Origin of the sequence: Streptomyces sp. NPDC089915 (genome assembly GCF_040684675.1) — a bacterium.
GTDB lineage: Bacteria > Actinomycetota > Actinomycetes > Streptomycetales > Streptomycetaceae > Streptomyces.
This window is the reverse complement of the sequence record NZ_JBFBGN010000083.1, coordinates 1-24,683: the sequence shown is the minus strand read 5'-3', so window position 1 is coordinate 24,683 and position 24,683 is coordinate 1. Positions and strand designations below refer to the sequence as shown.

The 24,683-nt window shown below is 73.1% G+C and carries 24 protein-coding genes and 1 tRNA gene; 18 read left to right on the top strand and 7 right to left on the bottom strand.

Annotated features, from left to right (window positions below; all coding sequences use genetic code 11):
• The first annotated feature begins 121 nt into the window (after positions 1–121).
• The 3 genes from AB0O29_RS23240 (at position 122) to AB0O29_RS23230 (ending at position 3,860) form a co-directional block, all read left to right on the top strand.
• Positions 122–928, top strand: coding sequence for a chitosanase (locus AB0O29_RS23240; RefSeq protein WP_365154264.1), 807 nt, complete (start codon positions 122–124; stop codon positions 926–928).
• 161 nt (positions 929–1,089) lie between these two features.
• Positions 1,090–1,443 carry a DUF805 domain-containing protein gene (locus AB0O29_RS23235; RefSeq protein ID WP_365154249.1) on the top strand — a complete coding sequence of 118 codons (354 nt, stop codon included), beginning with the start codon at positions 1,090–1,092 and terminating at the stop codon, positions 1,441–1,443.
• Positions 1,444–1,640: 197 nt separating this feature from the next.
• A complete protein-coding gene (locus AB0O29_RS23230; RefSeq protein WP_365154247.1) occupies positions 1,641–3,860 on the top strand; it encodes an NADP-dependent isocitrate dehydrogenase in 2,220 nt (739 codons plus the stop codon).
• Positions 3,861–3,946: 86 nt separating this feature from the next.
• On the opposite strand, the gene AB0O29_RS23225 is transcribed toward AB0O29_RS23230, so the two are convergent.
• Together AB0O29_RS23225 and AB0O29_RS23220 are read right to left on the bottom strand one after the other, a co-directional pair.
• The gene (locus AB0O29_RS23225) at positions 3,947–4,423 is read right to left on the bottom strand and encodes a hypothetical protein (RefSeq protein WP_365154245.1); all 477 of its coding nucleotides are present in this window, start codon (positions 4,421–4,423) and stop codon (positions 3,947–3,949) included.
• A gap of 143 nt (positions 4,424–4,566) precedes the next feature.
• Positions 4,567–5,904: a DUF2254 domain-containing protein gene (locus tag AB0O29_RS23220; protein ID WP_365154243.1), complete on the bottom strand. Its 1,338-nt coding sequence runs from the start codon at positions 5,902–5,904 to the stop codon at positions 4,567–4,569.
• Between the two features lie 161 nt (positions 5,905–6,065).
• Here AB0O29_RS23220 and AB0O29_RS23215 point away from each other — a divergent pair, with 161 nt between their 5' ends.
• The gene (locus AB0O29_RS23215; RefSeq protein WP_365154241.1) at positions 6,066–7,622 is read left to right on the top strand and encodes a glycoside hydrolase family 71 protein; all 1,557 of its coding nucleotides are present in this window, start codon (positions 6,066–6,068) and stop codon (positions 7,620–7,622) included.
• 317 nt (positions 7,623–7,939) lie between these two features.
• Positions 7,940–9,082 carry an aminotransferase class V-fold PLP-dependent enzyme gene (locus tag AB0O29_RS23210; RefSeq protein WP_365154239.1) on the top strand — a complete coding sequence of 381 codons (1,143 nt, stop codon included), beginning with the start codon at positions 7,940–7,942 and terminating at the stop codon, positions 9,080–9,082.
• A 13-nt stretch (positions 9,083–9,095) separates the two neighbouring features.
• Here AB0O29_RS23210 and cobF read toward each other — a convergent pair whose 3' ends face one another.
• Entirely contained in the window at positions 9,096–9,848 is a 753-nt protein-coding gene (cobF, locus tag AB0O29_RS23205; protein WP_365154237.1) for a precorrin-6A synthase (deacetylating), read from the bottom strand.
• Positions 9,849–9,866: 18 nt separating this feature from the next.
• Between cobF and AB0O29_RS23200 the strand changes: the two genes are divergently transcribed.
• Genes AB0O29_RS23200 through AB0O29_RS23185 form a run of 4 tightly spaced genes read left to right on the top strand, consistent with a single transcriptional unit; the run spans position 9,867 to position 13,159 of the window.
• Positions 9,867–10,631 (top strand): (Fe-S)-binding protein, encoded by a 765-nt coding sequence (locus tag AB0O29_RS23200; RefSeq protein ID WP_365154235.1) that lies wholly within the window; start codon positions 9,867–9,869, stop codon positions 10,629–10,631.
• The gene (locus AB0O29_RS23195) at positions 10,628–12,124 is read left to right on the top strand and encodes a lactate utilization protein B (protein WP_365154233.1); all 1,497 of its coding nucleotides are present in this window, start codon (positions 10,628–10,630) and stop codon (positions 12,122–12,124) included. The genes AB0O29_RS23200 and AB0O29_RS23195 overlap by 4 nt, the downstream gene beginning before the upstream one ends.
• The gene (locus AB0O29_RS23190) at positions 12,121–12,759 is read left to right on the top strand and encodes an LUD domain-containing protein (RefSeq protein WP_365154231.1); all 639 of its coding nucleotides are present in this window, start codon (positions 12,121–12,123) and stop codon (positions 12,757–12,759) included. Before AB0O29_RS23195 ends, AB0O29_RS23190 begins: the two co-directional genes overlap by 4 nt.
• 4 nt (positions 12,760–12,763) lie before the next feature.
• On the top strand, positions 12,764–13,159 hold the full coding sequence (locus AB0O29_RS23185; protein WP_365154229.1) for a VOC family protein: 396 nt from the start codon (positions 12,764–12,766) through the stop codon (positions 13,157–13,159).
• Here AB0O29_RS23185 and AB0O29_RS23180 read toward each other — a convergent pair.
• Entirely contained in the window at positions 13,156–13,635 is a 480-nt protein-coding gene (locus AB0O29_RS23180; protein WP_365154227.1) for a DUF309 domain-containing protein, read from the bottom strand. The two genes, AB0O29_RS23185 and AB0O29_RS23180, sit on opposite strands and share 4 nt — an antisense overlap.
• Before the next feature lie 120 nt (positions 13,636–13,755).
• Between AB0O29_RS23180 and AB0O29_RS23175 the strand changes: the two genes are divergently transcribed.
• Positions 13,756–13,832: transfer RNA gene (locus tag AB0O29_RS23175), tRNA-Pro, on the top strand.
• Between the two features lie 154 nt (positions 13,833–13,986).
• Here the strand turns inward: AB0O29_RS23175 and AB0O29_RS23170 are convergent.
• On the bottom strand, positions 13,987–14,202 hold the full coding sequence (locus tag AB0O29_RS23170; protein WP_365154225.1) for a DUF6243 family protein: 216 nt from the start codon (positions 14,200–14,202) through the stop codon (positions 13,987–13,989).
• Between the two features lie 234 nt (positions 14,203–14,436).
• Here AB0O29_RS23170 and AB0O29_RS23165 point away from each other — a divergent pair, with 234 nt between their 5' ends.
• The 3 genes from AB0O29_RS23165 (at position 14,437) to AB0O29_RS23155 (ending at position 16,947) form a co-directional block, all read left to right on the top strand.
• On the top strand, positions 14,437–14,943 hold the full coding sequence (locus AB0O29_RS23165) for a hypothetical protein (protein WP_365154223.1): 507 nt from the start codon (positions 14,437–14,439) through the stop codon (positions 14,941–14,943).
• Positions 14,944–15,088: 145 nt separating this feature from the next.
• Positions 15,089–16,087: a permease gene (locus AB0O29_RS23160; RefSeq protein ID WP_365154221.1), complete on the top strand. Its 999-nt coding sequence runs from the start codon at positions 15,089–15,091 to the stop codon at positions 16,085–16,087.
• Positions 16,084–16,947 carry a TIGR03943 family protein gene (locus AB0O29_RS23155; RefSeq protein WP_365154219.1) on the top strand — a complete coding sequence of 288 codons (864 nt, stop codon included), beginning with the start codon at positions 16,084–16,086 and terminating at the stop codon, positions 16,945–16,947. Before AB0O29_RS23160 ends, AB0O29_RS23155 begins: the two co-directional genes overlap by 4 nt.
• A gap of 5 nt (positions 16,948–16,952) precedes the next feature.
• Here the strand turns inward: AB0O29_RS23155 and AB0O29_RS23150 are convergent, their stop codons facing one another.
• Entirely contained in the window at positions 16,953–17,198 is a 246-nt protein-coding gene (locus tag AB0O29_RS23150) for a ferredoxin (RefSeq protein ID WP_365154218.1), read from the bottom strand.
• Positions 17,195–18,388 (bottom strand): cytochrome P450, encoded by a 1,194-nt coding sequence (locus AB0O29_RS23145; RefSeq protein WP_365154217.1) that lies wholly within the window; start codon positions 18,386–18,388, stop codon positions 17,195–17,197. Before AB0O29_RS23145 ends, AB0O29_RS23150 begins: the two co-directional genes overlap by 4 nt.
• A gap of 379 nt (positions 18,389–18,767) precedes the next feature.
• Here AB0O29_RS23145 and AB0O29_RS23140 point away from each other — a divergent pair, with 379 nt between their 5' ends.
• The 5 genes from AB0O29_RS23140 to AB0O29_RS23120 all read left to right on the top strand — a co-directional run.
• The gene (locus AB0O29_RS23140; RefSeq protein ID WP_365154215.1) at positions 18,768–19,856 is read left to right on the top strand and encodes a hypothetical protein; all 1,089 of its coding nucleotides are present in this window, start codon (positions 18,768–18,770) and stop codon (positions 19,854–19,856) included.
• Between the two features lie 106 nt (positions 19,857–19,962).
• A complete protein-coding gene (locus AB0O29_RS23135) occupies positions 19,963–21,795 on the top strand; it encodes a glycoside hydrolase family 15 protein (protein WP_365154213.1) in 1,833 nt (610 codons plus the stop codon).
• A gap of 206 nt (positions 21,796–22,001) precedes the next feature.
• Positions 22,002–23,813: an ABC transporter ATP-binding protein gene (locus AB0O29_RS23130; RefSeq protein ID WP_365154212.1), complete on the top strand. Its 1,812-nt coding sequence runs from the start codon at positions 22,002–22,004 to the stop codon at positions 23,811–23,813.
• A gap of 119 nt (positions 23,814–23,932) precedes the next feature.
• Positions 23,933–24,301, top strand: coding sequence for an STAS domain-containing protein (locus AB0O29_RS23125; RefSeq protein WP_365154210.1), 369 nt, complete (start codon positions 23,933–23,935; stop codon positions 24,299–24,301).
• A 29-nt stretch (positions 24,302–24,330) separates the two neighbouring features.
• The coding region (locus AB0O29_RS23120) for an ATP-binding protein (RefSeq protein ID WP_365154208.1) at positions 24,331–24,683 on the top strand (353 nt) is incomplete at its 3' end.

The following is a 24,683-nucleotide window of genomic DNA, read 5'->3' as shown; positions in this document are numbered from 1 at the left end:
ACGCGAAGGGTGCTCCGGGGGTGTTCCGCCGACCCCATATCTGGTAGGAAAGTTTCCTAACGGAACAGGGAAGGCTCAACCCCCATACGGAGGCCTCGTGTTCACGACCCGACGCACCGCCATGACCATCGGCGCGCTCCTCGGCGCCGCCCTCCTCGCCGCGCCGGCCACGGCCCAGGCCGCGGCCCCGGCACCCGCCCCGGTCACCGCCCGCGCGGCGACCGGTCTCGACGACCCGGCGAAGAAGGACATCGCCATGCAGATCGTCTCCAGCGCCGAGAACTCCTCCCTCGACTGGAAGGCCCAGTACAAGTACATCGAGGACATAGGCGACGGCCGCGGCTACACCGCCGGCATCATCGGCTTCTGCTCCGGCACCGGCGACATGCTCGACCTCGTCGAGTACTACACCCAGGTCAAGCCCGGCAACGTGCTGGCCAAGTACCTCCCGGCCCTGCGCAAGGTCAACGGCGGCGACTCCCACGCCGGCCTGGACCCGAACTTCACCAAGGACTGGGCCAAGGCCGCCCAGGACGCCGAGTTCAAGAAGGCCCAGGACCACGAGCGCGACCGGGTCTACTTCGACCCCGCCGTCAAGCAGGGCAAGGCCGACGGCGTCGGCACCCTCGGCCAGTTCGCCTACTACGACGCCATCGTCATGCACGGCGACGGCGGCGACGCCACCAGCTTCCGCAACATCAGGAAGCGCGCCCTCTCCAAGGCCAAGCCCCCGGCCCAGGGCGGCAACGAGACCACCTGGCTGAACGCCTTCCTCGACGCCCGCGTCTGGGCGATGAAGCAGGAGGAGGCCCACAGCGACACCAGCCGCGTCGACACGGCCCAGCGCGTCTTCCTCAAGAAGGGCAACCTCAACCTGAACACCCCGCTCGACTGGAAGGTGTACGGGGACTCGTACCACATCGGCTGAGGCCGGGCCGCTGAGCGGCACAACTCCCGCTGAAACCAAGGGTGCTGGCCTTATCCGGTTGGCTCGAAGTGGCTTGAGGGCGTCGTAGGGAGGGCATAAGTCCGGCCCGGCCCCGTTTTTCACAGGGGAGGGGCCGCAGGTTCCGTCCCAAGGGGGGACTCGTGAACTACTACCTCGACGTCATCAAGCGGTACGCCGACTTCCAGGGCCGCGCCCGCCGCCAGGAGTACTGGATGTTCCTCCTCTGGAACATCCCGATCGTCATCGTCCTCACGATCCTCGACTACGTGCTCGGCAGCTACCCGGTCATCACCTGGATCTACACCCTCGCCGTCTTCCTCCCTTCCCTGGGGGTCACGGTCCGCCGGCTGCACGACACCGGGAAGTCCGGATGGTGGTACCTGATCAGCCTCATCCCCTTCGTCGGGTTCATCTGGATGCTCGTCCTGATGGCCAGCGAGGGTGACGCCGGGCCCAACGCCTACGGTCCCAGCCCGAAGCAGATCGCCGCCTGATACGCCCCCGGGCGACCCGTACGCCACAGCGCCGTCACCGGCCCGTCGCAGCCGGTGACGGCGCTTTCGCGTGCCGGGGTGACACGCGTCTCGCTCGGGTTGCGGCAGGGGGCTGTCCTGACCGGGCCGATCACGAGATATCTTGATGTCGAGCAATGTTGCAGACGAGAGACGCAGACTGTGGAGCGGAGCATCCGGTGACTGACTCGACCATCATCTACACGCACACTGACGAGGCCCCGGCCCTCGCGACGTATTCCTTCCTGCCTGTGATCCAGGCCTACGCGTCGACGGCCGGTGTGAATGTCGAGACCCGTGACATCTCCCTGGCCGGTCGGATCATCGCCGTGTTCCCCGAGTACCTCGAGGAGGGGCAGCGCATCGCCGACGCCCTCGCCGAGCTCGGCGAGCTGGCGAAGACCCCCGAGGCCAACATCATCAAGCTGCCCAACGTCTCGGCCTCGATCCCGCAGCTGAAGGCCGCGATCGCCGAGCTCCAGGGCCAGGGCTACGCCCTTCCGGACTACCCGGACGACCCGAAGTCGGACGAGGAGCGCGACGTCCGCGCCCGTTACGACAAGATCAAGGGCAGCGCCGTCAACCCGGTGCTGCGCGAGGGCAACTCCGACCGCCGCGCCCCCGCCTCGGTGAAGAACTACGCCAAGGCCCACCCGCACCGCATGGGCGCCTGGACCCCCGAGTCGAAGACGAACGTCGCCACCATGGGCGCGAACGACTTCCGCTCCACGGAGAAGTCCACCGTCATCGCCGAGGCCGGCACCCTGCGCATCGAGCACGTCGCCGCCGACGGCGCCGTCACCGTGCTGCGCGAGTCCGTACCGGTCCTGGCCGGCGAGGTCGTGGACGCGTCCGTCATGCACGTCGACGCGCTGCGCACCTTCCTCAACGACCAGATCGAGCGTGCCAAGGCCGAGGGCGTCCTGTTCTCCGTGCACCTCAAGGCCACGATGATGAAGGTCTCCGACCCGATCGTCTTCGGCCACGTGGTCCGCGCCTTCCTCCCGAAGACCTTCGCCCGCTACGGCGAGACCCTGGCCGCCGCCGGCCTCTCCCCGAACGACGGCCTCGGCACCATCCTGAACGGCCTGGGCGCCCTCGCCGACGGCGACGCGATCAAGGCCTCGATCGACGCCGAGATCGCCGAGGGCCCGGCCCTCGCGATGGTCGACTCCGACAAGGGCATCACCAACCTGCACGTGCCGTCCGACGTCATCGTCGACGCCTCGATGCCGGCCATGATCCGCACCTCCGGCCACATGTGGGGCCCGGACGGCGCCGAGGCCGACACCCTCGCCGTCCTCCCGGACAGCAGCTACGCCGGCGTCTACCAGGCCGTCGTCGAGGACTGCCGCGCCCACGGCGCGTTCGACCCGGCCACCATGGGCTCGGTGCCGAACGTCGGCCTCATGGCCCAGAAGGCCGAGGAGTACGGCAGCCACGACAAGACCTTCGAGATCGCCGCCGCGGGCACCGTCCGCGTCGTCGACGCCGCGGGCAACGCGCTCATCGAGCAGGAGGTCGCCGCCGGCGACATCTTCCGCGCCTGCCAGACCAAGGACCTGCCGATCCAGGACTGGGTCAAGCTCGCCGTCACCCGCGCCCGCGCCACCGGCGCCCCGGCCGTGTTCTGGCTCGACGAGACCCGCGCCCACGACGCGCAGCTGATCGCCAAGGTCAAGACGTACCTGGCCGAGCACGACACCGACGGCCTGACCATCGAGATCCTCGCCCCGGTCGAGGCCACCGCGTACTCCCTGGAGCGCATCCGCCGCGGCGAGGACACCATCTCGGTGACCGGCAACGTGCTCCGCGACTACCTGACCGACCTCTTCCCGATCCTGGAGCTGGGCACCAGCGCCAAGATGCTGTCGGTCGTCCCGCTGATGGCGGGCGGCGGCCTCTTCGAGACGGGCGCCGGCGGCTCCGCCCCGAAGCACGTCCAGCAGCTGGTCAAGGAGAACTACCTGCGCTGGGACTCGCTCGGCGAGTTCTTCGCGCTGGCCGCCTCCTTCGAGCACCTGTCGACCACCACGGGCAACGCCCGCGCCCAGGTCCTGGCCGACACCCTCGACCGCGCCACCGGCACCTTCCTCAACGAGGACAAGTCGCCGACCCGCCGCCTCGGCGGCATCGACAACCGCGGCAGCCACTTCTACCTCGCCCTGTACTGGGCGCAGGAGCTGGCCGGCCAGAGCGACGACGCGCAGCTCGCGGCGGCCTTCGCGCCGCTCGCCAAGACGCTGGCCGAGCAGGAGGAGACCATCGTCTCCGAGCTCGTCGCCGTCCAGGGCTCCCCGGCCGAGATCGGCGGCTACTACCAGCCCGACCCGGCCAAGGCCGCGGCCGTCATGCGTCCGTCCGCGACGCTGAACCAGGCGCTCGCGATCCTGGGCTGACGCCCCGGCAGGCAGCAGCACCGTGGTACGGGTCCGCCCCGGCCGGCACGCACGCCGGCCGGGGCGGACCCGTACCCGTCTCCGGATCAGAGGCGGTGGACCCGGCCCTGGCCGACGGCCAGGGGATGGCGGCCCGCCGCCAGGATGCGCAGGCCCGGAGCGACGGCGAGCAGCCGCCGCAGCCACACCAGCGCCTCGGGGGAGAGCCGGTCGCTGTCGTCCAGCACCAGCAGCATGTCCCGCTCGGCGAGCCAGGAGGCGGCGTTCGCGGTGCCGCAGGGCAGGAAGGGCATGCCGGGCAGGCAGCCCAGCGCGGACACGAGGTCGCGCACGCCGCCGTCCCCCCGGAGGGAGACCACGGAGGCGCCGTCGCAGAAGTTGGACGAGATCCGGCGCGCGATGTCGCGCACCAGCAGGGCGCGCGGTTCGCGGAAACGGCCCGTGACCGTCAGGACCCGGCCCCGGCGGACGGCGGTGAGCAGGACGGACAGCTCGCCGGAGGTGGCCGGCAGGGTCCCGGCCGCCCCGTCCGAGCGGGCGGGTCTGGAGTCTCCCCACATCACGATGCCCCCCATTGCATGCGTGACCGGTGCGGCAGCCGGGATGATCCGGGCCGCGTGACGACGATTATGCGCCACTTCACACGGATGACTAGGGGAATGTCGTATTCCGCCAGAGCGGGACCGCCGCGGGGGCCGCGGCCGGTTCAGCCGATGCCCTGGCGGTCCGGCCGCAGGGCGAACGCCGCGCGCTGCGGGGTCGCCGCCGTGGTGTGCACGGCCTCCTCCAGGAGGTCCCGCTGGCGCCGTACGGGCTCGCGCCGGTCGGGCGGGGCGAGCCGCTCCAGGTCGTCCAGGCAGGCCGCGACGCGCCGGGTGATCTGCGCCGAGCCGATCCCGTAGTCCCGGACCTCCGTGAGGGCCAGGTCCAGCAGCTCCGGCCAGCTCGGCAGGGTCTCCACCAGCCGCACGGCGCCCTCCGCGTCCCGGTGGTACGCCCGCCCCAGGGGCTGGCCGGCGAAGGCGGTCAGCAGCACCTGGATCCGGTCCAGGGCCTGCACCGCCGTGGTCGGGTCGTTGACCGACGGGGACAGGGCGCGCGAGGCGATGTCGGCGAGCTGGCGGATCCCGAAGGCCAGGTCCTGCTCGGTGGTCCGCTCCACCCCCAGCTCCAGCGCCGCCTGGAGGTCCGCGTCGGACGGCGCCGGCCCGCCCGTGACCCGGAACAGCGGGGTGTACGGGACGAGGTAGTCCCCGATCCGCGGGACCAGGTGCAGGACCAGCCCGTCCCGTCCGGCGAGCGCCACCAGCCGCGGCACGTCCACGGCCTGGAGCACACCGGGCCGCCAGACGTGCGCCACCGGCGTGCCGCCCGGCTCCGCGCCCCGATCCGCGGCCTCCCCGTCCCCGCCGCGCGCGGGCCCGGCGCTGTCGCGGATCAGCCGCAGGCTCTCCCGGCACACCCGGTCCATGACGTACGTGACCCTCATCAGGCGGATGGTGGAGTGCACGTAGACGACGAACAGGACGAGGCTGAGCACCAGGAACCCCATGGCCAGCGAGGCGCCCAGGTAGGGCACCACCTGGTCGGAGCCGTCCGTCGACGAGCCGTACTCCCTCTGCACCCGCAGCGTGTACAGGAAGGTGCACAGGAACGTCCCCAGGGTCAGCTTCGTGACCCGGCTCTCCACGTAGATGCGCAGCACCCGGGGCGAGAACTGGCCCGCCGCCATCTGGAGCGCGACCAGGGTGATCGAGAAGACCACGCCGATGAACGTCAGCATCGCCGAGCTGACCGCGGCGACCGCCGTCTTCGCCGCCGACCCGAAGTCCGCGGCCGTGCGCAGGAACCACTGGTCCGCGAGGTCCACATCGGCCCAGCGGGCGTCGAGGTCGTGGATGAGCTGGTCGGCCTGGACCACGGCCGTGGCCAGCAGCCAGCCGATCAGGAGACCCGCGAACGGAACGAAGAGGAAGGAGTTGCGCATGCGTTTGCGCAGCCTCGGGAACATCCCTCGGCTGCGGCGCACCACGGTCATCGGCATGGACGCCAAATTAGCCCGGGCAAAGCGGTCTTCATGGTTCCGGTCACCCCGGTGGCGTACGCGCCGCGCCCCGCCCCCGGGAACGGTTGTCCGCGGCCCGGACATCGGCTCTACTGCTGTGCAGCCCCCGGCGGGGGAGTGCTCCGGGGAGGGGATCGGCGATGACGGTGCGGCGGCGGACCGACGGGCGCGTGCGCGCGGCCTCCACCCACCGGCGCCCGCTCGGCAGGCCGTTACCGGCGCTGCTGCTCTGCGTCCTGCTCCTGGCCGGTGCCTGCGTCGGCGCCGGCGTCGCCTGGGACCCCTTCCGGGCCGGCGCCGCCGCTCCGCCCGCCGCCCCCGCCGCGCGCCCCGCCGGCGCCCTCCCCTTCGACCTCCCCGCACCGGCCGCGCTGCGCTCCGGCGAGGCGGGCCGGAAGCTGGTGTTCGCCCACTACTTCACCCCGTACCCGCTCTCCCTGGACAACGCGAGCGCCGAGAGCGACTACTACACCCGCAACTACCTCGACCCCGAAGGCGAGAACGGCAAGCACCGGCAGTACGGCGGCCTGCTGCGCGACCGCCCGCTGCCCGTCCCGCCCAAGGACGGCGACTGGGAGTACGCCAACCTCCGGCAGGAGGTGCGCACCGCGCGCGACGCGGGCATCGACGGCTTCACCCTCGACCTGCTCTCCCTCACCGGCAAGAACCGGGAGCGGGCCGAACTGCTGCTCAAGGCGGCCCACGCGGAGGACCCCGGCTTCCGGATCATGCTGATGCCCGACATGACCGCGCTGGACACCGACGACCCCGCCGTCCTCGCCGACGCCGTGGCGGTCCTCGCCCAGTACCCCGCCGCCCACCGGCTCGACGACGGCCGCCTCGTCCTCTCCCCGTTCAAGGCCGAGCAGAAGGACCCCGGCTGGTGGAGCCGGGTCATCGACGCCCTCGCCGCCCGGCACGGCATCCGGACCGCCTTCGTCCCGCTCTTCCTCGACCTCGACGCCCACGCCGCCGCCTTCGCCCCGATCAGCCACGGGTTCTCCGAGTGGGGCAGCCGCAGCTACGCCGGCCAGGAGGGCGCCACCGCCGACGTCCGCCGCGCCCACGGCCTGGGCAAGATCTGGATGCAGCCCGTGTCCGTCCAGGACGCCCGCCCCAACCAGGGGATCTACGACGAGGCCGGCAACACCGCGACCCTGCGCTCCACTTGGACCCACGCCATCGACGACGGCGCCGACTGGGTCCAGCTGACCACCTGGAACGACTACTCCGAGGGCAGCCAGTTCGCGCCGTCCCTGCACAACGGCTACGCCTACCTCGACCTCAGCTCGTACTACCTGACCCGCTTCAAGACCGGCGCGTGGCCGCGCGTCGTCCGCGACACCCTGTACCTCACCGGCCGCACCCAGTTCGCGGACGCCGGCCCCACCGGCGCCCAGTCCCGGCTGATGTCCCTGCGCCAGGGCAGCGCCGCGGCCCGGGACACGGTGGAGGTGCTCAGCCTCCTCACGGCCCCCGGCACCGTCCGCACCGCCGTCGGCCGCACCACGGGGGAGTACGCGGCCCCGGCCGGCCTCCACGCGCGGCTGCTCCCCCTGGGACCGGGCATCAGCTCCGCCCGTCTGGTCCGCGACGGCAGACCCACGGCGGAGGTGGAACTGCCCTACCCCGCGGACCGCACGGTGCCGGTCCAGGACCTCCAGTACTACGCGGCGACGAGCGGCCGCCCACGGTAGGCGGGCGGGGGCGGCGGGTCCGGGTCCGGGCGCGGCGCGCCGGGTGGCGGGCGCGGGCCGGGAATCCGGGCCCATCCCGCAGGGCCCGTGCCGCCGGGCATGGGCAGCGCCGGGCCGGCCCCGGGCGGGGTGCTGCCCGGCCGGTCACCCGGGCGCGGGGCGCCGGGGGCACAGTCGTGCAAATCGGGCGCGGCGGGCTCCCCGCCAGGCCAATCCCGCCCAAGCGGCCCTTTCGCCCGGCCCCGGCCCCGCCCCATGCTGCCGGAGCCGGCCCGAAGGGCCAGGCGCGCCCGCCCGTCCCCGACCCGGAGGCATCCGTGACCGAACCGACCGCCCCCTCCGCCTTCCCCGGCGGCCCCGCCCTCTTCCGGCTGGACCCCGCCGTCGCGCACCTCAACCACGGCTCCTACGGGGCGGTCCCGCTGCCCGTCCAGGAAGCCCAGGAGGCCCTGCGCACCCAGGCCCACGCCGACCCCGACGCCTTCTTCAACGGGGTCTCCGAACGGCTCACCGCCGCCCGGGGCCGGATCGCGGCGCGCCTGGGAGCGGACCCGGACGGCCTCGCGTTCATCTCCAACGCCACCGAGGGCGCCAACCTCGCCCTCGACGCGATCCCCCTCGCCGACGGCGACGAGATCCTGGTCACCGACCACGGCTACGGCACCGTCGTCGACGCCGCCGCCCGCCGGGCGAAGGTCGTCACCGTGGCCCTGGACCCGCTCCTGCCCGACGAGGACGCCGTCCGCGAGGCCGTCCTCGCCGGGATCACCCCCCGCACGAGGGTGGCCGTCCTCGACCACGTCAGCTCGCCCACCGCCCGCCTCATCGCCGGCCCCCGGCTCCTCGCCGACCTCGCCGCGCGCGGGATCACCACCGTCGTCGACGGCGCCCACACCCCCGGCATGCTGGCCGAGCCGGTCGCCGCCGGCGCCGACTTCTGGTTCGGGAACCTGCACAAATGGGGGTACGCCCCCTCCGGCAGCGCCCTCCTCGCCGTGGCCCCAGCCCACCGCGCCCGGGTCCGCTCCCTCAGCCCCTCCTGGGAGGACCACCGGGGCTTCCCGCTCTCCGTCGAGTACCGTGCCACCTTCGACTACACCGGCTGGCTGGCCGCCCCCGAGGGCCTCGACCTCCTGGAGCGGCTCGGCGCCGACCGGGTCCGGGCCCACAACAGCGCGCTGGCCCGCTACGGGGCCGAACTGCTCGCCCGGATCCCCGGCCTCACCCCGCTGCCGCACACCCCCGGCCTGGCGCTGCGCTCCCTGCTGCTGCCGCCCGGCGTCGCCGAGACCCGAGAGGCGGCCACCGCCCTGCGCGAGGAACTCGCCGCGAAGCTCCGCATCCGGGTCCTGGTCTGGCCCCGCGAGGGCGGCGGCGGGCTGCGGGTCTGCGGGCAGGTCTACAACCGGCCCGAGGAGTACGAACGCCTCGCCGCGGCCCTGCCCGCCTTCCTGCGGTGATCCGCCGGCCGCCTCAGGGGCGCCGCAGCAGATAGGTGTCCATGATCCAGCCCTTGCGGGCCCGGGCCTCGGTCCGCAGCTCCTCGATGCGGCCGGACACCTCCGACAGCCTCCCCGACACCAGGATCTCGTCCGGGGTGCCCACGTACGCGCCCCAGTAGATGAACAGGTCCTGGTCGAGGTGGGCGGTGAACGCGTGCCGCGCGTCCAGCATCACCACAACGTCGTCCACGTCCTGCGGCCAGCCCTCCGCCAGCCGCCGGCCCGTGGTGATCTGGACCGGGCGGCCCACCCGGTTCAGATTGGTGCGGTGCCGCGCCAGCAGCGCCGACACACTGCTGATCCCGGGCACCACCTCGTGCTCGAACGCCACCCGCCCGTGCTCCAGCACCTCGTCGAGGATCGCGAGCGTGGAGTCGTACAGGGAGGGGTCGCCCCACACCAGGAAGGCCCCGGTCTCACCCTCCGCCAGGTCCTCGGCGATGAACCGCTCGAAGATCTCGGCCCGGGCGCTGCGCCAGCCGTCCACCGTCGGGGCGTACTGCGCCGGAGTCCGGTCGCGGTCCGGGTCGCGGCCCTCCACCAGACGGTGGCCGGGCCGGGCGTGCGCCTCCAGCATGGCGCGCCGCAGCCCCGTCAGGTCCGCCTTCTCCTCCCCCTTCTCCAGGATGAGGAATGCGTCCGCCGCGCCGATCGCCCTGACCGCCTGGAGGGTCAGGTGGTCCGGGTCGCCCGCGCCTATACCGATCACTGAGAACTTCTTCACCGGGCTATTGTGCCCACCATGCGTGTCGCCCTGTTCGTCACCTGCGTCAACGACGCCCTCTACCCGCGTACGGGGGTCGCCGTCGTCCGCCTCCTGGAGCGGCTCGGCGTCGACGTGGACTTCCCGGCGGCCCAGAGCTGCTGCGGCCAGCCGCAGTACAACACCGGCTACCGGCGCGAGACCGAACCGCTGCTGCGGCGCACCGCCGAGGCCTTCGCCGGCCACGAGTACGTGGTCACCCCCTCCGGCTCCTGCGCCGCGATGATCCGCGCGCACTACCCGCGCATCGCCCGCCAGGCCGCCCGCGAGGGGCGGGGGAGCGGACTGGAGCGGCTCGCGGAGGACCTCGTACCGCGCGTGTACGAGCTCACCGAGTTCCTCGTCGACGTGCTCGGCGTGACCGACGTCGGCGCGTACTTCCCGCACACCGTCACCTACCACCCCTCCTGCCACGGCCTGCGCACCCTCGGCCTCGGCGAGCGCCCCCGGCGGCTGCTGTCCGCCGTCAAGGGGCTGGAACTCGTCGAGCTGCCCGGCGCCGAGGAGTGCTGCGGCTTCGGCGGCACCTTCGCCGTGAAGAACCCGGACGTGTCCGCCGCCATGGCCGCCGACAAGACCGCCACCGCCGGTGCCACGGGCGCCGAGGTGCTGTGCGGCGCCGACAACTCCTGCCTCGCCCACCTCGACGGCACCCTCCGCCGCGCCGGCTCCCCGCTGCGGACCCTGCACCTCGCCGAGATCCTGGCGTCGACCGAGGAGACCGAGGAGGACCCGACGCGATGACGCGCACCCATCTGGGCATGCCCGCCTTCCCTCCCACCGCCCCCTTCCCGCCCTTCCCGGAAGCGGCGAAGGAGGCCGTACGGGACGAGGTCCTGCGCGCCAACCTCCGCCGCGCCACCCACACCATCCGCGACAAGCGGGCCCGCGCGGTGACCGAACTCGCCGACTGGGACCGGCTGCGCGCGGCCGGCCGGGCCGTCAAGGACCACACCCTGCGCCACCTCGACCACTACCTCCTCCAACTGGAGGCCGCCGTCACCGGGGCGGGCGGCACCGTCCACTGGGCGGCCGACGCCGAGGAGGCCAACCGGATCGTCACCGCCCTCGTCCTGGCCACCGGCGCCCGCGAGGTCGTCAAGGTCAAGTCCATGGCCACCCAGGAGATCGGCCTCAACGAGGCCCTGGAGGCCGCCGGCATCGCCGCCTACGAGACCGACCTCGCCGAACTCATCGTCCAGCTCGGCCACGACCGGCCCTCCCACATCCTCGTCCCCGCCATCCACCGCAACCGCGACGAGATCCGCGAGGTCTTCCGCTCCGAGATGGGCCACTGGGGCCGCCCCGCCCCCGAGGACCTCGGCGACGACCCGCGCGAACTCGCCGAAGCCGCCCGCCTGCACCTGCGGGAGAAGTTCCTGCGCGCCGAAGTCGCCGTCTCCGGAGCCAACTTCATGGTCGCCGAGACCGGCACGATGGTCGTCCTCGAATCCGAGGGCAACGGCCGGATGTGCCTGACCCTCCCCGACACCCTGATCTCGGTCGTCGGCATCGAGAAGGTCGTCCCGACCTTCCGCGACCTGGAGATCTTCCTCCAGACCCTGCCCCGCTCCTCCACGGCCGAGCGGATGAACCCGTACACCACCATGTGGACCGGCACCGCCGACGGCGACGGCCCCTCCGCCTTCCACCTCGTCCTCCTCGACAACGGCCGCACCGACACCCTCGCCGACGAGACCGGCCGCCAGGCCCTGCGCTGCATCCGCTGCTCCGCCTGCCTGAACGTCTGCCCCGTCTACGAACGCGCCGGCGGCCACGCCTACGGATCCGTCTACCCGGGCCCCATCGGCGCCGTCCTCAGCCCCCAACTGCGCGGCACCGACAGCGCGATCGACGCCACCCTGCCCTTCGCCTCCACCCTCTGCGGGGCCTGCTACGAGGTCTGCCCCGTCGCCATCGACATCCCCGAGGTCCTGGTCCACCTGCGCGAACGCGTAGCCCAGGGCGGCCCCGTGACCCGCGAGGGCGTCCGCGTACGGCTGCGCCCCGCGCACGGCCACACCGCCGAACGGGCCGCGATGCGCGCCGCCCGGCTCCTCCTCGACCACCCGGGCGCGCTGCGCGCGGGCGAACGCCTGCTGGCCCGCGCCCGCCGGCTGCGCCCGCGCCGCCTCCCGGGCCCGGGCCGCGCCTGGACCGCCACCCGCGACCTTCCCGACCTCCCGGCGGAACCCTTCCGCGACTGGTGGCTCCGCGAACGGGGGACCCGAGGATGAGCACCAAGGACCGCATCCTGTCCCGCATCCGGCGGGCCAACGCCCAGGCCCCGGACGCCCCGCCCGTCCCCCGGGACTACCTGCGCACCCACGGCACCCGCACCCCGGCCGAGACCGCCGACCTGCTCGCCGCGAACCTCACGGAGTACCGGGCGCGGGTCCACCGCACCGACGAGGACGGCCTCCCCCCGCTCCTGGCCCGCCTGCTCTCCGAACGCGGCTCCCGGACGGTCCTCGTGCCCCCGGCCCTGCCCCCGCACTGGCTCGCGGCGTCCGACGCGACCCCGGTGCACGACCGGGCCTCCTCCACCCCGCACGCGCTGGACCGGGTCGACAGCGTCGTCACCGGCTGCGCCCTGGCCATCGCCGAGACCGGCACGATCGTCCTCGACGGCGGCCCCGACCAGGGCCGGCGCCGCATCACCCTCATCCCCGACCACCACGTCTGCGTGGTCCGCGTCCCGGCCCAGGTCGTCGACTCCGTCCCGCAGGCCCTCGAACGCCTCGACCCCGCCCGCCCGCTGACCTGGATCTCCGGCCCCTCCGCCACCAGCGACATCGAACTCGACCGGGTCGAGGGCGTACACGGCCCCCGCACCCTGGACGTGGTCCTCCTCGCCGCACCCGCACAATGAGGGCATGCCCTCCCACATCGCCCTCACCGCCCTCGTCGTCCGCGACTACGACGAGGCCGTCGACTTCTACACCCGCGCCCTCGGCTTCGAACTCGCCGAGGACACCCCCCGCCCGGACGGCTCCCGCTGGGTCGTCGTCCGCCCGCCCGGCGCCAGGGAATCGGCCCTCCTGCTGGCCCGCGCCAAGGACGACGCCCAGCGCGCCCGCGTCGGCGACCAGACCGGCGGCCGGGTCGGCTTCTTCCTCTACACCGCCGACTTCGCCGCCGACCACGCCCGCATGACCGCCGAAGGCGTCCGCTTCCTGGAGGAGCCCCGCCACGAGCCGTACGGCTCCGTCGCCGTCTTCGAGGACCTCTACGGAAACCGCTGGGACCTCCTCCAGCCGGCCGCCGGCTAGAGCCGACCGGCCAGCCGGGGGGCCTCGGCCGCCGCGTCGATCCGCTCCCCGGCCTCCACCCGCCCGGCCAGCTCCCGGGCCCACCCGGCCAGTCCGGGCACGTCCATCCCGTACGCGTTCCCCTGCCCGGCCAGGGCCCCGGCCCCGCGCCGCAGCAGCCGCGCCCCGCCGACGGCGTTCCCGCGCGCGGCGTGCGTCAGCCCCACGGCCAGCTGCGCCAGCCCCCGCCACAGGGCGGCGTCCGCCTCCGGCCCGGACTTCCAGGCGTCCTCGAACACCTCGTGCGCGTGGAACGGCATCCCGGCGTCCAGCAGCCGCTGCGCCTCCACCACGGTCTCCCGTGGCGACCGCACGACCCCCTCGGGCTGCCGCGCCACCCCCTCGGCCCCGTGGGCCAGGGGCCGCCCCAGCCCGTCCCGGGGCCGCGCGTTCCGCGCCCGCCCCGCACCGTCCCGATCCCGCTCCCGACCGTCCACCGCCCCATCCTCCCCCGCCCCGCTCACCGGTGCACACGCACCCCTCGGCGTGCGGTAATGTTCTGCATGTGCCCGGCGGACGAGGGGAAACCCCAGGTCGCAGCGGTACAAACAGCACAACGGGACGTGGCGCAGCTTGGTAGCGCACTTGACTGGGGGTCAAGGGGTCGCAGGTTCAAATCCTGTCGTCCCGACCACGCGGAAACGCTGGTCGAAGGCCGTTCTCTCATCTATGAGAGGACGGCCTTTCGTGCGTCCGGGGCCGGTCCTGATACGGAGACAGGGCCCGGACCTGTGTCGTGGTCCGGGCCCTGCCTGCTTCGTGCGCTGCCGCTCCGCCGCGGCGGTGCGTCAGTTCCCTGCGGTGTCGTCGTCCGCCCGGCCGGCGGCCTCGGCCGCGGCCGCCTTCTCGCGCATCTTGCGCACCAGCTCCGCCTTCTTGTCGGCGGCGCTCTGACGGTCGAGGTTGCGGTGCGGGCCGTTGTTCTGCCGTTCGGCGCGGGACTGCCTCTTGCGCTGGCCGCCGCCCTGGCCCACGGGGTTGTTGATGTTCTTGCTGTCGGTCACGGGTTCTCCCGGTGGTGAGCTGAGGTGATCTACGGATTCTGGAAGAACACGACAAAGACGTTACCCGCTTTCGCCGACCCCGCGCGCCATGCCTTTCGCCGCCGGCCCGGGCCCGCCCTCCGGTCCCTCCCGGAGGTGGGTTTCACTCGGTCGTGTGAGCGTGACGCCCGTGGCCCAAGTGGCGCGTGGGACAGGAGATTTAGGGGTGTCGCGGGACCCCTATGCTCCCTCCACATGTCGCTCTGGCTGCTCAACCACTTCAGCACCTTCACCCTGGCCGTCGTCGCGGTCGGCGGAACCGTTCTCCTCGCCGTCGCCGGCAGCGTGCTGCTGCGCCGCAGACACCCGACGCTGGCCGGCGGGGAGCACAACGACATGGTCGGCGTGACGCTGGGGATGTTCGGCGCCATCTACGGGGCCACGGAAACGCATCTGCAGGACGCGTTCCGCGTGCTGCAGGCCCTGGCCTTCGGCGGTGCGGTGGTCCTGGTCCCGCTCACCTTCCTGTACGGGCTGCGCAAGCTGAGGGTCCAGATCCTGTTCGTCGCCTCGGTCGCCGGCCTCGTCGGCTTCAGCCTCCTGCTGGTCTTCGTCCTGGACCGCCCCTTCTCCGGCGACCTGAGCGTCAGCCCCGCCCCGTACCGGGAGGGGGCCCTCGCGAAGTACTGGACCCGTGACGCGCCGGCCGGGGCACTGACGGCCCGCAGGCCCGCCACGCCCCCGCCCAGCTTGCTCGGCTAGGGTGTGCCCGCCCGCGCCGGACAGGCTCCGGGCCGGCCGGCCGGGCGCGCTCCGCCGCGCGCCGTGGCGGACGAGGAACGAAGGGCGCGGCGTGATGGAGGGCTCGGCGAGCACGGCGACGGAACCATCGCCGCCACACCCGTCCGTGCCCCGGGGCGGCGAGGCCGACGCCGCGCCGCGGCGCCGGGCGGGTACCGGTGCGGTGGGCTGGGCCCTGGTCGGCGCCGCGGTGGCCGCCGTCCTCGCCGGACCCTGGCTGGAGCGGCGTTACGGGCTGCCCGCCTTCGGGGCGTGGCGCACCCTGCTGGTGGCGATCGTCATGCAGGGCGTGCCGTTCCTGATCCTCGGCACCGTCGTCTCGGCGGCCATCGGCGCGTTCGTCCCCGCACGGGCCTTCGCCAGGATCCTTCCGCGCAATCCCGTCCTGGCCGTTCCGGTGGCCGGCGCCGCCGGTGTGGTGCTGCCGGGCTGCGAGTGCGCCTCGGTGCCGGTCGCGAGCAGTCTGATGCGGCGGGGGGTGGCGCCCGCGGCGGCCCTGACGTTCCTGCTCGCCGCGCCCGCCGTCAACCCGGTGGTGCTCGTCGCGACGGCGATCGCGTTCCCCGGCAGGCCGGAGATGGTGGCCGCGCGGTTCGGCGCCTCCCTCGTCACCTCGGTGGCCATGGGCTGGCTGTGGATCCGGTGGGGACGGGAGCACTGGCTGCGGCTGCCGGCCGGACGGGCGGAGCACGCGCCCGGCGCGGGCCGGCTGGAGGCCTTCCGGCTCGGGCTGCAGCACGACTTCCTCCAGGCGGGCGGGTTCCTGGTGGTGGGCGCCATGGCCGCGGCGACCTTCAACGTCCTCGTACCGCCCTCCGTGCTGGAGGCCTTCTCCGGATCGCCGTGGCTGGGCGTCCTCGTGGCGGCCGCGCTGGCGGTGCTCCTGTCGGTGTGCTCGGAGGCGGACGCGTTCGTCGCCTCCTCGTTCACCGGCTTCTCGCCCACGGCCCGCCTCGCCTTCATGGTGGTCGGCCCGATGGTCGACATGAAGCTGATCGCCTTGCAGTCGGGGGCCTTCGGACGGACGTTCGCGGTGCGGTTCTGCGCCGCCACGTTCGTCGTGGCGATCCTGTGCTGCGTGGTCGTCGGAGGAGTACTCCTGTGACCGGACGACCCGCCGCCCCCGCGGAAGGCGCCCGCCTGCTGGGCGGACTCGGCGCCCCCCTGCTGCTGGTGCTGACCGGCACGGGCCTGCTCCACACCACGGTGCGCAGCGACGTGTACCTGCGGTACGTGAAGGAAGGGCTGTGGCCCTACCTCGTCGCGTCCGGAGCCCTGCTGTCCGTCCTGGGCTTCGCGGGGCTCGCGGCCGAGCTCGTCCGGCGCCTGCGGGAGCCGGAGGCCGACGACGCGGACGAGGGCGGGGACCACGGCCCCGGACACCGGGATGACGACGACGAGCACGGGCATGATCACGGCCACGATTACGGGCACGGCCACGATCACGGCCACAGCCACGGCGGTGTCACGCAGGTCGCCTGGCTCCTCGCCGTGCCCGCCCTCGCCCTGATGTTCGTCGCCCCGCCCGCGCTCGGCGCGTACACGGCCTCGCGCGGCGGGGCCGTGTCCGGCGGCGCCGGGCAGAGCGTCTACGGGGGGCTCGGGGACGCGCCGACCACGCCCCTGTCCCTGGAGGAGTTCATCGGACGCTCCGTGCACGCGCCGAAGACCCTGGACGGCCGCGAGGTCCGCCTGATGGGGTTCGTCTCCGCCGGCAAGGCCCCGGGCACCTGGTACCTCAACCGCCTCAAGCTCAGCTGCTGCGCGGCCGACGCGCGGACCCTGCACGTGGAGGTGCACGGGGCGAAGGCGCCCGCACCCGACACCTGGGTCGAGGTCACGGGTGTCCTGCGGGCCGGGCGGGTCTCCGTCGAGAACCCGGTCCCGGCCATGGAGGCCGGCGCCCTGGAGCCCGTCGCCCCACCGCGCAACCCCTACCTGGACGCGCCGCCCACGGACGGCTGAGCCCGTCAGACGGCGGGCGGGCGGTCCTGCGGGGACCCGCCGGACGCCGGCCCGCCGAGGGTGATGGCCCCCGACGGGCACACGCCCGCGGCCATCCGCGCGGCCGTGAGGCGGGCCGCGTCCGGCGCGGCGTCCAGCAGGACCACCAGGCCGTCGTCGTCCTGGTCGAAGACCTCGGGGGCGGTCACGGCGCACATCCCGGCGCCGATGCAGCGCTCGCGGTCGACGTGCGGGCGGACGGCGGCGCTCACCTCGCGTCCCAGGTGACGGGAAGGCTCTTCACCCCGTAGATGTCGGCGGTCTCCGGGCGCAGGCGGACCTCGTCGGCGGGTACGGCCAGGCGCAGCGTGGGGAAGCGTTCGAGCAGGGCGCGGAACGCCACCCGCATCTCGACGCGGGCCAGCTGCTGGCCCAGGCACTGGTGGATGCCGTGGCTGAAGGCCAGGTGGCCGTCGTACGGGCGCCGGATGTCGAGGGCGTCGGGGTCGGTGAAGCGTTCGGGGTCGCGGTTGGCGGTGTTGAAGGACAGGACGACCGTCGTTCCGGCCTCGATGGTCTGCCCGCCGACCTCGACGTCCTCCAGCGCCGTGCGGTGGAAGGTCTTGGCGACGCTCAGGTACCGCAGCAGCTCCTCCACCGCGCCGTCGGTGAGCGAGGGGTCCTCGCGCAGGGCGGCCAGCTGCTCGGGGTTGCTCAGCAGGGCGAAGGTGCCGAGGGAGAGCATGTTCGCGGTGGTGTCGAAGCCGGCCGCGAGCAGGATCAGGCTGATCCCCTTCAGCTCCTCGTCGGTCAGATCACCGTCGGTCAGCTCGCTCAGCACGTCGTCCGTCGGGTTGGCGCGCTTGGCGGCCACCAGCCGGGCCAGGTACTCCTGGGTCGCGGTGTAGGCGGCGATCAGCTCCTCGTCGCTCACCTCGCCGCCCATGAAGGCGTCGATCTGCTCCTGGAAGGAGGCGCGGTCCTCGTAGGGCACACCGAGGATCTCGCAGATCACGATGGTGGGGATAGGCTTCGCGAACGCGGTCACCAGGTCCGCCGAGGGACCCGCCGCCTCCATGGCGTCCAGGCACTCGGCGGTGATCTGCTCGATGCGCTCGCTGAGCAGCCGCATCCGCCGCACCGTGAACTTGCCGACGAGGGGCTTGCGGTAGCGGCCGTGCTGCGGCTCGTCCATGAGGAGGAACTCGCCGGGCGGGGCCGGGGGGAGCTCGAAGCCGGCGATGTTCATCAGCTCCTTGCGCGAGCTGAACCGGGGGTCGGCCAGTACCGACCGGACCAGGTCGTACCCGGTGATCAGCCAGCCGGGCACGCCCCCGACGTGGGTGAAGCGGCTGATGGGGCCGTGCCGCCGCGCCTCGCTCAGCGCCGCCGGCGGATCGAAGGGGCAGCCGGTCCCGCGCTCCGTCGGCATGGCCTCGACGGCGTGGGGGGATTCACTCATGACCATTCCTCATCTCGCGATATGACGCGTTCGGCGCCTCTCGAAAGCTACGTTGCGTTCATATTCCGGTCAATGGACTTCACGCATAACCGCAGGTGAAAGGGCGCAAATTGATGCAATGGTCTGCCGTCGAATGCAACGGTGCATTGCAATGGATGACGGCGAAGGCAATGCCGCCGGCGCGGCGGGGGACCCCGCCGCCGCGGAACCGGTTCGACCGGTTTGGCCGGTTCGGCCGATTCCGTCTCGGGGGGCGGCTCCGCCGGGTAGCTTGAAATCGTCCACGCCGTCGCGGTCCCCTCCGGGGCCGCCCGCGTTCTCGTGCCCCGCGCCTCCCCCCACCCGGTCCACCGTGCCGTGCCCGACCGAAGGGAAGACCATGAGCACCTCCACCCCGAACACCCCGTACCCCAACCTGCTGCGCTGGCTCAGCGGCCAGGCGCCCGACACCGCGAAGATCGCCGCCGAGCTGCGCACCATGTCGGGCGGCCAGGAGTTCGGCCGGTTCCTGCTGGACCTGGAGGACGAACGGGACGCCCTGCGGGCGGAACTCGTCAAGGCCTTCCCGCAACTCGACCTCGCCCAGCCGAAGTTCACCAAGGCCGACGGCCAACTGGTGGCCGTGGCCTCGCCTTCGCTGCGGACGGCCGGGCCCCTCTGTCTCACCTCGCTCGCCCTCGGCGAGGCGCGGGAGTTCTTCAACCGGGCGCACCTGTGGACCGCCGCGGACGGGGTGCTCCGCTACAAGGGCGGCACGGTCCACGGGGTGACCGGGACCAGGCGCATGCGGCTCTCCGCCGACGGCGCCGGCCGGCTGTACGTCGCCGCCGCCGCGCACCCGCTCAAGCTCTGGCTGCGCAAGAACGCCGCGGACGCCACGGTCCAGGAGATATTCACCCTGGTCGCCGACCCGAACGCCGGCGGCTACACCGCCCAGCCCGCCCAGGGGGTCACGACCTGGGAGAACTCGCCCGGCGGCGCCCTGACCACCCCTCAGGGACTCGTCCAGGTGATCACGAAGAGCGGCGCCTTCGGCTCGATCGTCTGGGACCCCCCGTACTGCACGGCGGGCTGGGTCGAATCCCTGATGCCGACGCTCAGCAGCCAGGGCAGGATCCCCGTCCCCAACGGGACGACGACGATCGGCCAGAACGTCCACTCGGCCCAGATCGTGGGCAGCGCGTGGATCGTGGGCGTGGACGGCCTCGACTGCAAGCCGGGCGACATGCCCGCCCAGTGGCGCGCGGACGTCACCCAGAACCTCGGCGCGCTCGCGGCGAACCACGCGCAGCTGCGGCTGATCAAGGAGTTCTGCGACATCCTCAAGGCGGCCCAGCCCACCCCCTTCGTCCCGGGCGGCAAGGACCTGGAGGACCGCATCCGCTACATCCTCACCAGGCACCCGTCCCGCCGGGCGGACCTGGAATCGCTCCCCAACATCAAGAACTACTACAAGCAGTGCTTCTGAGCGGCTGAGGCGGGCGTCCTGCCGGGGCGCCCCGCCACGGGGTGCCCCGGGGCGGTGGGGATCGTAGCGTGGGGGGTGGGGCGGGGTTGGGTGTGGAGGGAGTGCCATGCGTCGACGCCGGTATCCGCCGATCGGGGACCACGGGCTGATCGGGGACCTGCGGACGGCCGCGCTGGTCTCCTCCGAGGGGGTGATCGACTGGTTCTGCGCGCCCCGCTTCGACGCGCCCAGCCTGTTCGCCTCCCTGCTCGATCACGAGCGCGGCGGGTTCTTCGCCGTCGCCGCCGAGGGCGACGGCGTCGTCACCCGGCAGCTGTACCTGGCCGACACCGCCGTCCTCGTCACCCGGTTCATGACCGAGGAGGGGGTCGGCGAGGTCGTCGACTTCATGCCCCTGGGGGAGGCCGAGGCGCCCCCCGAGCAGCACCGGATCATCCGCATCCTGCGCGTCACCCGGGGCAGCGTCCGGTTCGGGATCGAGTGCCGGCCCGTCTTCGACTACGGGCGCGCCGAACCGGAGTTGGCGGTGGACGGGGGCACCGCGCGGTTCGGCGGGCCGGAGGTGTCGGCGTACCTGCAGGTCGGCGGGGCGGTGCGGATCCGGGCCGACGGGGCCGGAGTGCGGGGGGAGGTGGAGCTGGGGCAGGGCGGGCTCGCCGCCGCCGTGCTGACGGTGTGTCATGATCCCTCCGCCGGGCCGCCGGAGCCGATGACCGAGCCGGAACTGCGCCGCGCGTTCCGCTCCACCTACGACCACTGGCACCGGTGGCTGAGCCGCAGCCGGTACCGGGGCCGCTGGCAGCAGATGGTCAACCGGTCCGCGATCACGCTGAAGCTCATGACGTACGCCCCCACCGGCGCGCCCGTCGCCGCCGTCACCATGGGCCTGCCCGAGCGGATCGGCGGGGAGCGGAACTGGGACTACCGCTACACCTGGGTGCGCGACGCGTCGCTGTCGGTGAAGGCCCTGATCGACCTGGGCCTGGAGGACGAGGCCGACGACTTCCGGCGCTGGCTGGGGGCCCGCGTCCACAAGGGCGGGACGGTGACCGGCGAGCCGCTGCAGATCATGTACCGGGTCGACGGGGACCCGCACCTCGACGAGGAGGTGCTGGCGCACCTGGAGGGGTACCGGGGCTCCGCGCCCGTACGGCTCGGCAACGGCGCGGCGGGCCAGCTCCAGCTCGACATCTACGGGGAGGCGGTCTTCGCCCTCGGCCACGCCGCCGACCTGGCCCAGCTGGCCGGGTACGACGGCTGGCGGAACCTGAGCGCCCTCCTCGACTGGCTGGCCCGCTCCTGGGACCGGCCCGACGAGGGCATCTGGGAGACCCGGGGCGGCCGTCGCGACTTCACCTACAGCCGGCTGATGTGCTGGACGGCCTTCGACCGGGGCATCCGGCTGGCCGCCGAACTGGCCCGGCCCGCCGACGTGGCCGGCTGGACCGCCGCGCGCGACGCCGTCTTCCACCAGATCATGGAACGCGGCTACAGCGACCGCCGTCAGGCGTTCGTCCAGCACTTCGACGGCGACGTGCTCGACGCCTCCCTCCTGCTGATGCCCACCGTCGGCTTCGTCTCCCCCAAGGACCGCCGCTGGCTGTCGACCCTCGACGCGATCGAGGCGGGGCTGGTCTCCGACAGCCTCGTGCACCGGTACGACCCCGCCGAGTCCCCGGACGGCCTGCGCGGCGACGAGGGCACGTTCTCCCTGTGCACGTTCCTCTACGTCGGCGCCCTCGCCCGCGCCGGCCGCCTCGGCACGGCCCGCTACGCCTTCGACAAGATGCTCACCTACGCCAACCACGTCGGCCTCTTCGCCGAGGAGATCGGGCCGACCGGCGAGCAACTGGGCAACTTCCCGCAGGCGTTCACCCACCTGGCGCTCATCACGGCGGCGCTCGCGCTGGACGAGGAACTGGACCGGTCCGGCGCCTGACCCGGTCCGGAGTCCGATCCGGTGTCCGGAGCCTGATCAGGCCCGCGCCACCCCGCCTCGTCGAGGCGCCCTGTCGCGCCCCGTACCCGCTCCCCTACAGTGCGTGATGCCCGTACCGGTCGAAAAACACATGGACCGTACGGGCGCCCTTGCGGAACACTGCGGAACCTTGTCTGACGGTCCGACACAGCAGGGTTGGTACGGGAATGCCAGAATCACCCAGGAATTCGCCGAGCCGCGGCTCGGTGGTCCTCGCACTTCGCCACTACGGACGGGAGATGGTCCGGCTCCGCCGCTGGACCGTCCCCGCGATGCTGATGCCGGCGCTGGGCAACGCCGGCATCAACTACGTCGCGCCCCTCGTCGTCGCCAAACTCGTCGGCCGGATCGCACAGGGCGCCGCCACCCGTCCGGGGGACATGCTCCCGTACGTGGCGGCCTTCGCCGTCGTCCTGCTCCTCTCCGAGGGCATGTGGCGCGTCGGGCTGCACTGCCTCAACCGGGTCGACGCCCTGGGCGTCGAGCGGCTGTACGTGATCGGGCTGGACGAACTCTTCGCCAAGGACGCCGCGTTCTTCCACGACAACTTCGCCGGCTCGCTCACCAAACGGGTCCTGAGCTTCGCCTCCCGCTTCGAGGAGTTCGTCGACGCGCTCACCTTCAACGTCGTCGGACGGCTGGTCCCGCTGCTGTTCGGGTCGGTGGTGCTCTGGCAGTACGACCCGCTGCTCGTCGTCGGGCTGCTGGTGATGATCGTGGTGACGGGGGTGGGCGTGGCCCCCCTGGTCCGCCGCAGGCAGGCGCTCGTCGACCGGCGGGAGGAGGCGATCGCCCGGGTGTCGGGCCACGTCTCCGACAGCCTGATGAACATGGACACGGTGCGGGCCTTCGCCGCCGAGGGGCGCGAGGCGGCCGAACACCGCGCGCGCGTCGCGGAGTCGCGCCGGCTCATGCTGCGCTCGTGGGACTACGGCAACCTGCGCATCGACACCCTCGTCGCGCCCATGTCCGTACTGACCAACGCGCTGGGCCTGTTCCTCGCCGTCGGGCTCGCCGGGAACGGGCACGGGGTGGAGGCGGTCGTCGTCGCCTTCACCTACTACGGCAACGCCACCCGCATCATGTTCGAGTTCAACCAGATCTACCGCCGGCTCGAAAGCTCGATGACGGAGGCCGCCCAGTTCACCGAACTGCTGCTGGTCCCGCCGAAGGTGCTCGACCCGGCCGCGCCGGAGCCGCTCGACCCCAAGGGCTCCGACGTGTCCTTCGAGGGGGTGCGCTTCACCCACGGGGGCGGCTCCGAACCCCTGTTCCAGGGCCTGGACCTGGCCGTCGCCGGCGGTTCGAAGATCGGCCTGGTCGGCCGGTCCGGCGGCGGCAAGACCACCCTCACCCGGCTGCTGCTGCGGATGACGGACATCGACTCCGGCCGGATCCGGATCGGCGGACAGGACATCAGCCGGCTGTCCCAGGCCGACCTGCGCGGCCTGATCGCCTACGTGCCGCAGGACCCCGCCATGTTCCACCGCACCCTGCGCGAGAACATCGCCTTCGCCCGGCCGGACGCCACCGACGCCGAGATCCGCCGCGCGGCCGAGGCGGCGCACGTCACCGAGTTCGCCGACGCCCTCCCCGACGGGTTCGACACCATGGTCGGCGAGCGCGGGGTGAAGCTCTCCGGAGGCCAGCGCCAGCGGGTCGCCCTCGCCCGGGCGATCCTGCGCGACGCGCCGATCCTGCTGCTCGACGAGGCGACCAGCGCGCTGGACTCCGAGAGCGAGGTCCTCGTCCAGGACGCGCTGTGGCGGCTCATGGAGGGGCGCACGGCGCTCGTGGTGGCCCACCGGCTGTCCACCGTCGCCACCATGGACCGGCTCGTCGTCCTCGACCGCGGACGGATCGTCGAACAGGGCACCCACCACGAACTCCTCGCCGCCGACGGCGCCTACGCCAGGCTGTGGCAGCACCAGTCGGGCGGCTTCCTCGACGACACCGCGGCAGCGGCCGACCTGCGGTGACCGGCGGCCCGGCCGGTCACGGTGGAGAACGGGGAGGAGAGGGAATAGAGGGGGTATGCATGCATAAGGCGCCGAGCGCGGGGCAGGTGCAAGGAAGCATGCGGGAAGGATGATGCCGGATGGGGATGCCGGGAACGGAAGGCGAACGGTTCAGCGTCGCGGTGCGGACGGTGGACGGGACGGTCCTCCTCACGCTCGGCGGCGAGCTGGACCACGACACCGCCGAGCCCCTCCGGCAGGCCCTGGAGGGCGCGGCCGCCCGGGGCGGACGGCTGGTGGTGGACATGGCGGGGCTGCGGTTCTGCGACTCCACCGGACTGAACGCCCTGCTCCACGGCAGGATCGCCGTAGAGGAGGCCGGCGGCTCCCTGGAGCTGGCGGGTCTCGGCGGGCCGGTCGCCAGGATGTTCCGCATCACCGGGGCGGACACGGTCTTCCCGGTGCACTCGGACGTGACGCGGGCCCTGGGCGGGAAACCCGGCCCATAGGAGCCCACGAGGAGAGGGGAAGCGGGACCATGGAACAGCGAAGGCCGGTCAACCGGAATTGGCTCCTGGTCCTCGACGGGCTCACGGATCCCGTCTCACGCAGCCGCGACTTCACCCGCCGGGCCCTCACGGCCTGGCACTGGCTGCCCGGCCCGACACCGGGGGCGCGCCAGGCCGCCGAGGACGTGCTGCTGCTGGTGTCGGAGGTGGTGGCCAACGCCTGCCTGCACGGGGGCGGTCCCGGGGCGCTGGTGCTGGACTGCACGGAGGAACGCCTCCGGATCGAGGTGACCGACCTCAACCCGGTGGCGCCCGTGCCGCCGGGGCCCGCCCGCATGAGCGGTGCCGGCCCCGGCGCGCGGCGGCCGGCCGGCGCCGGGAG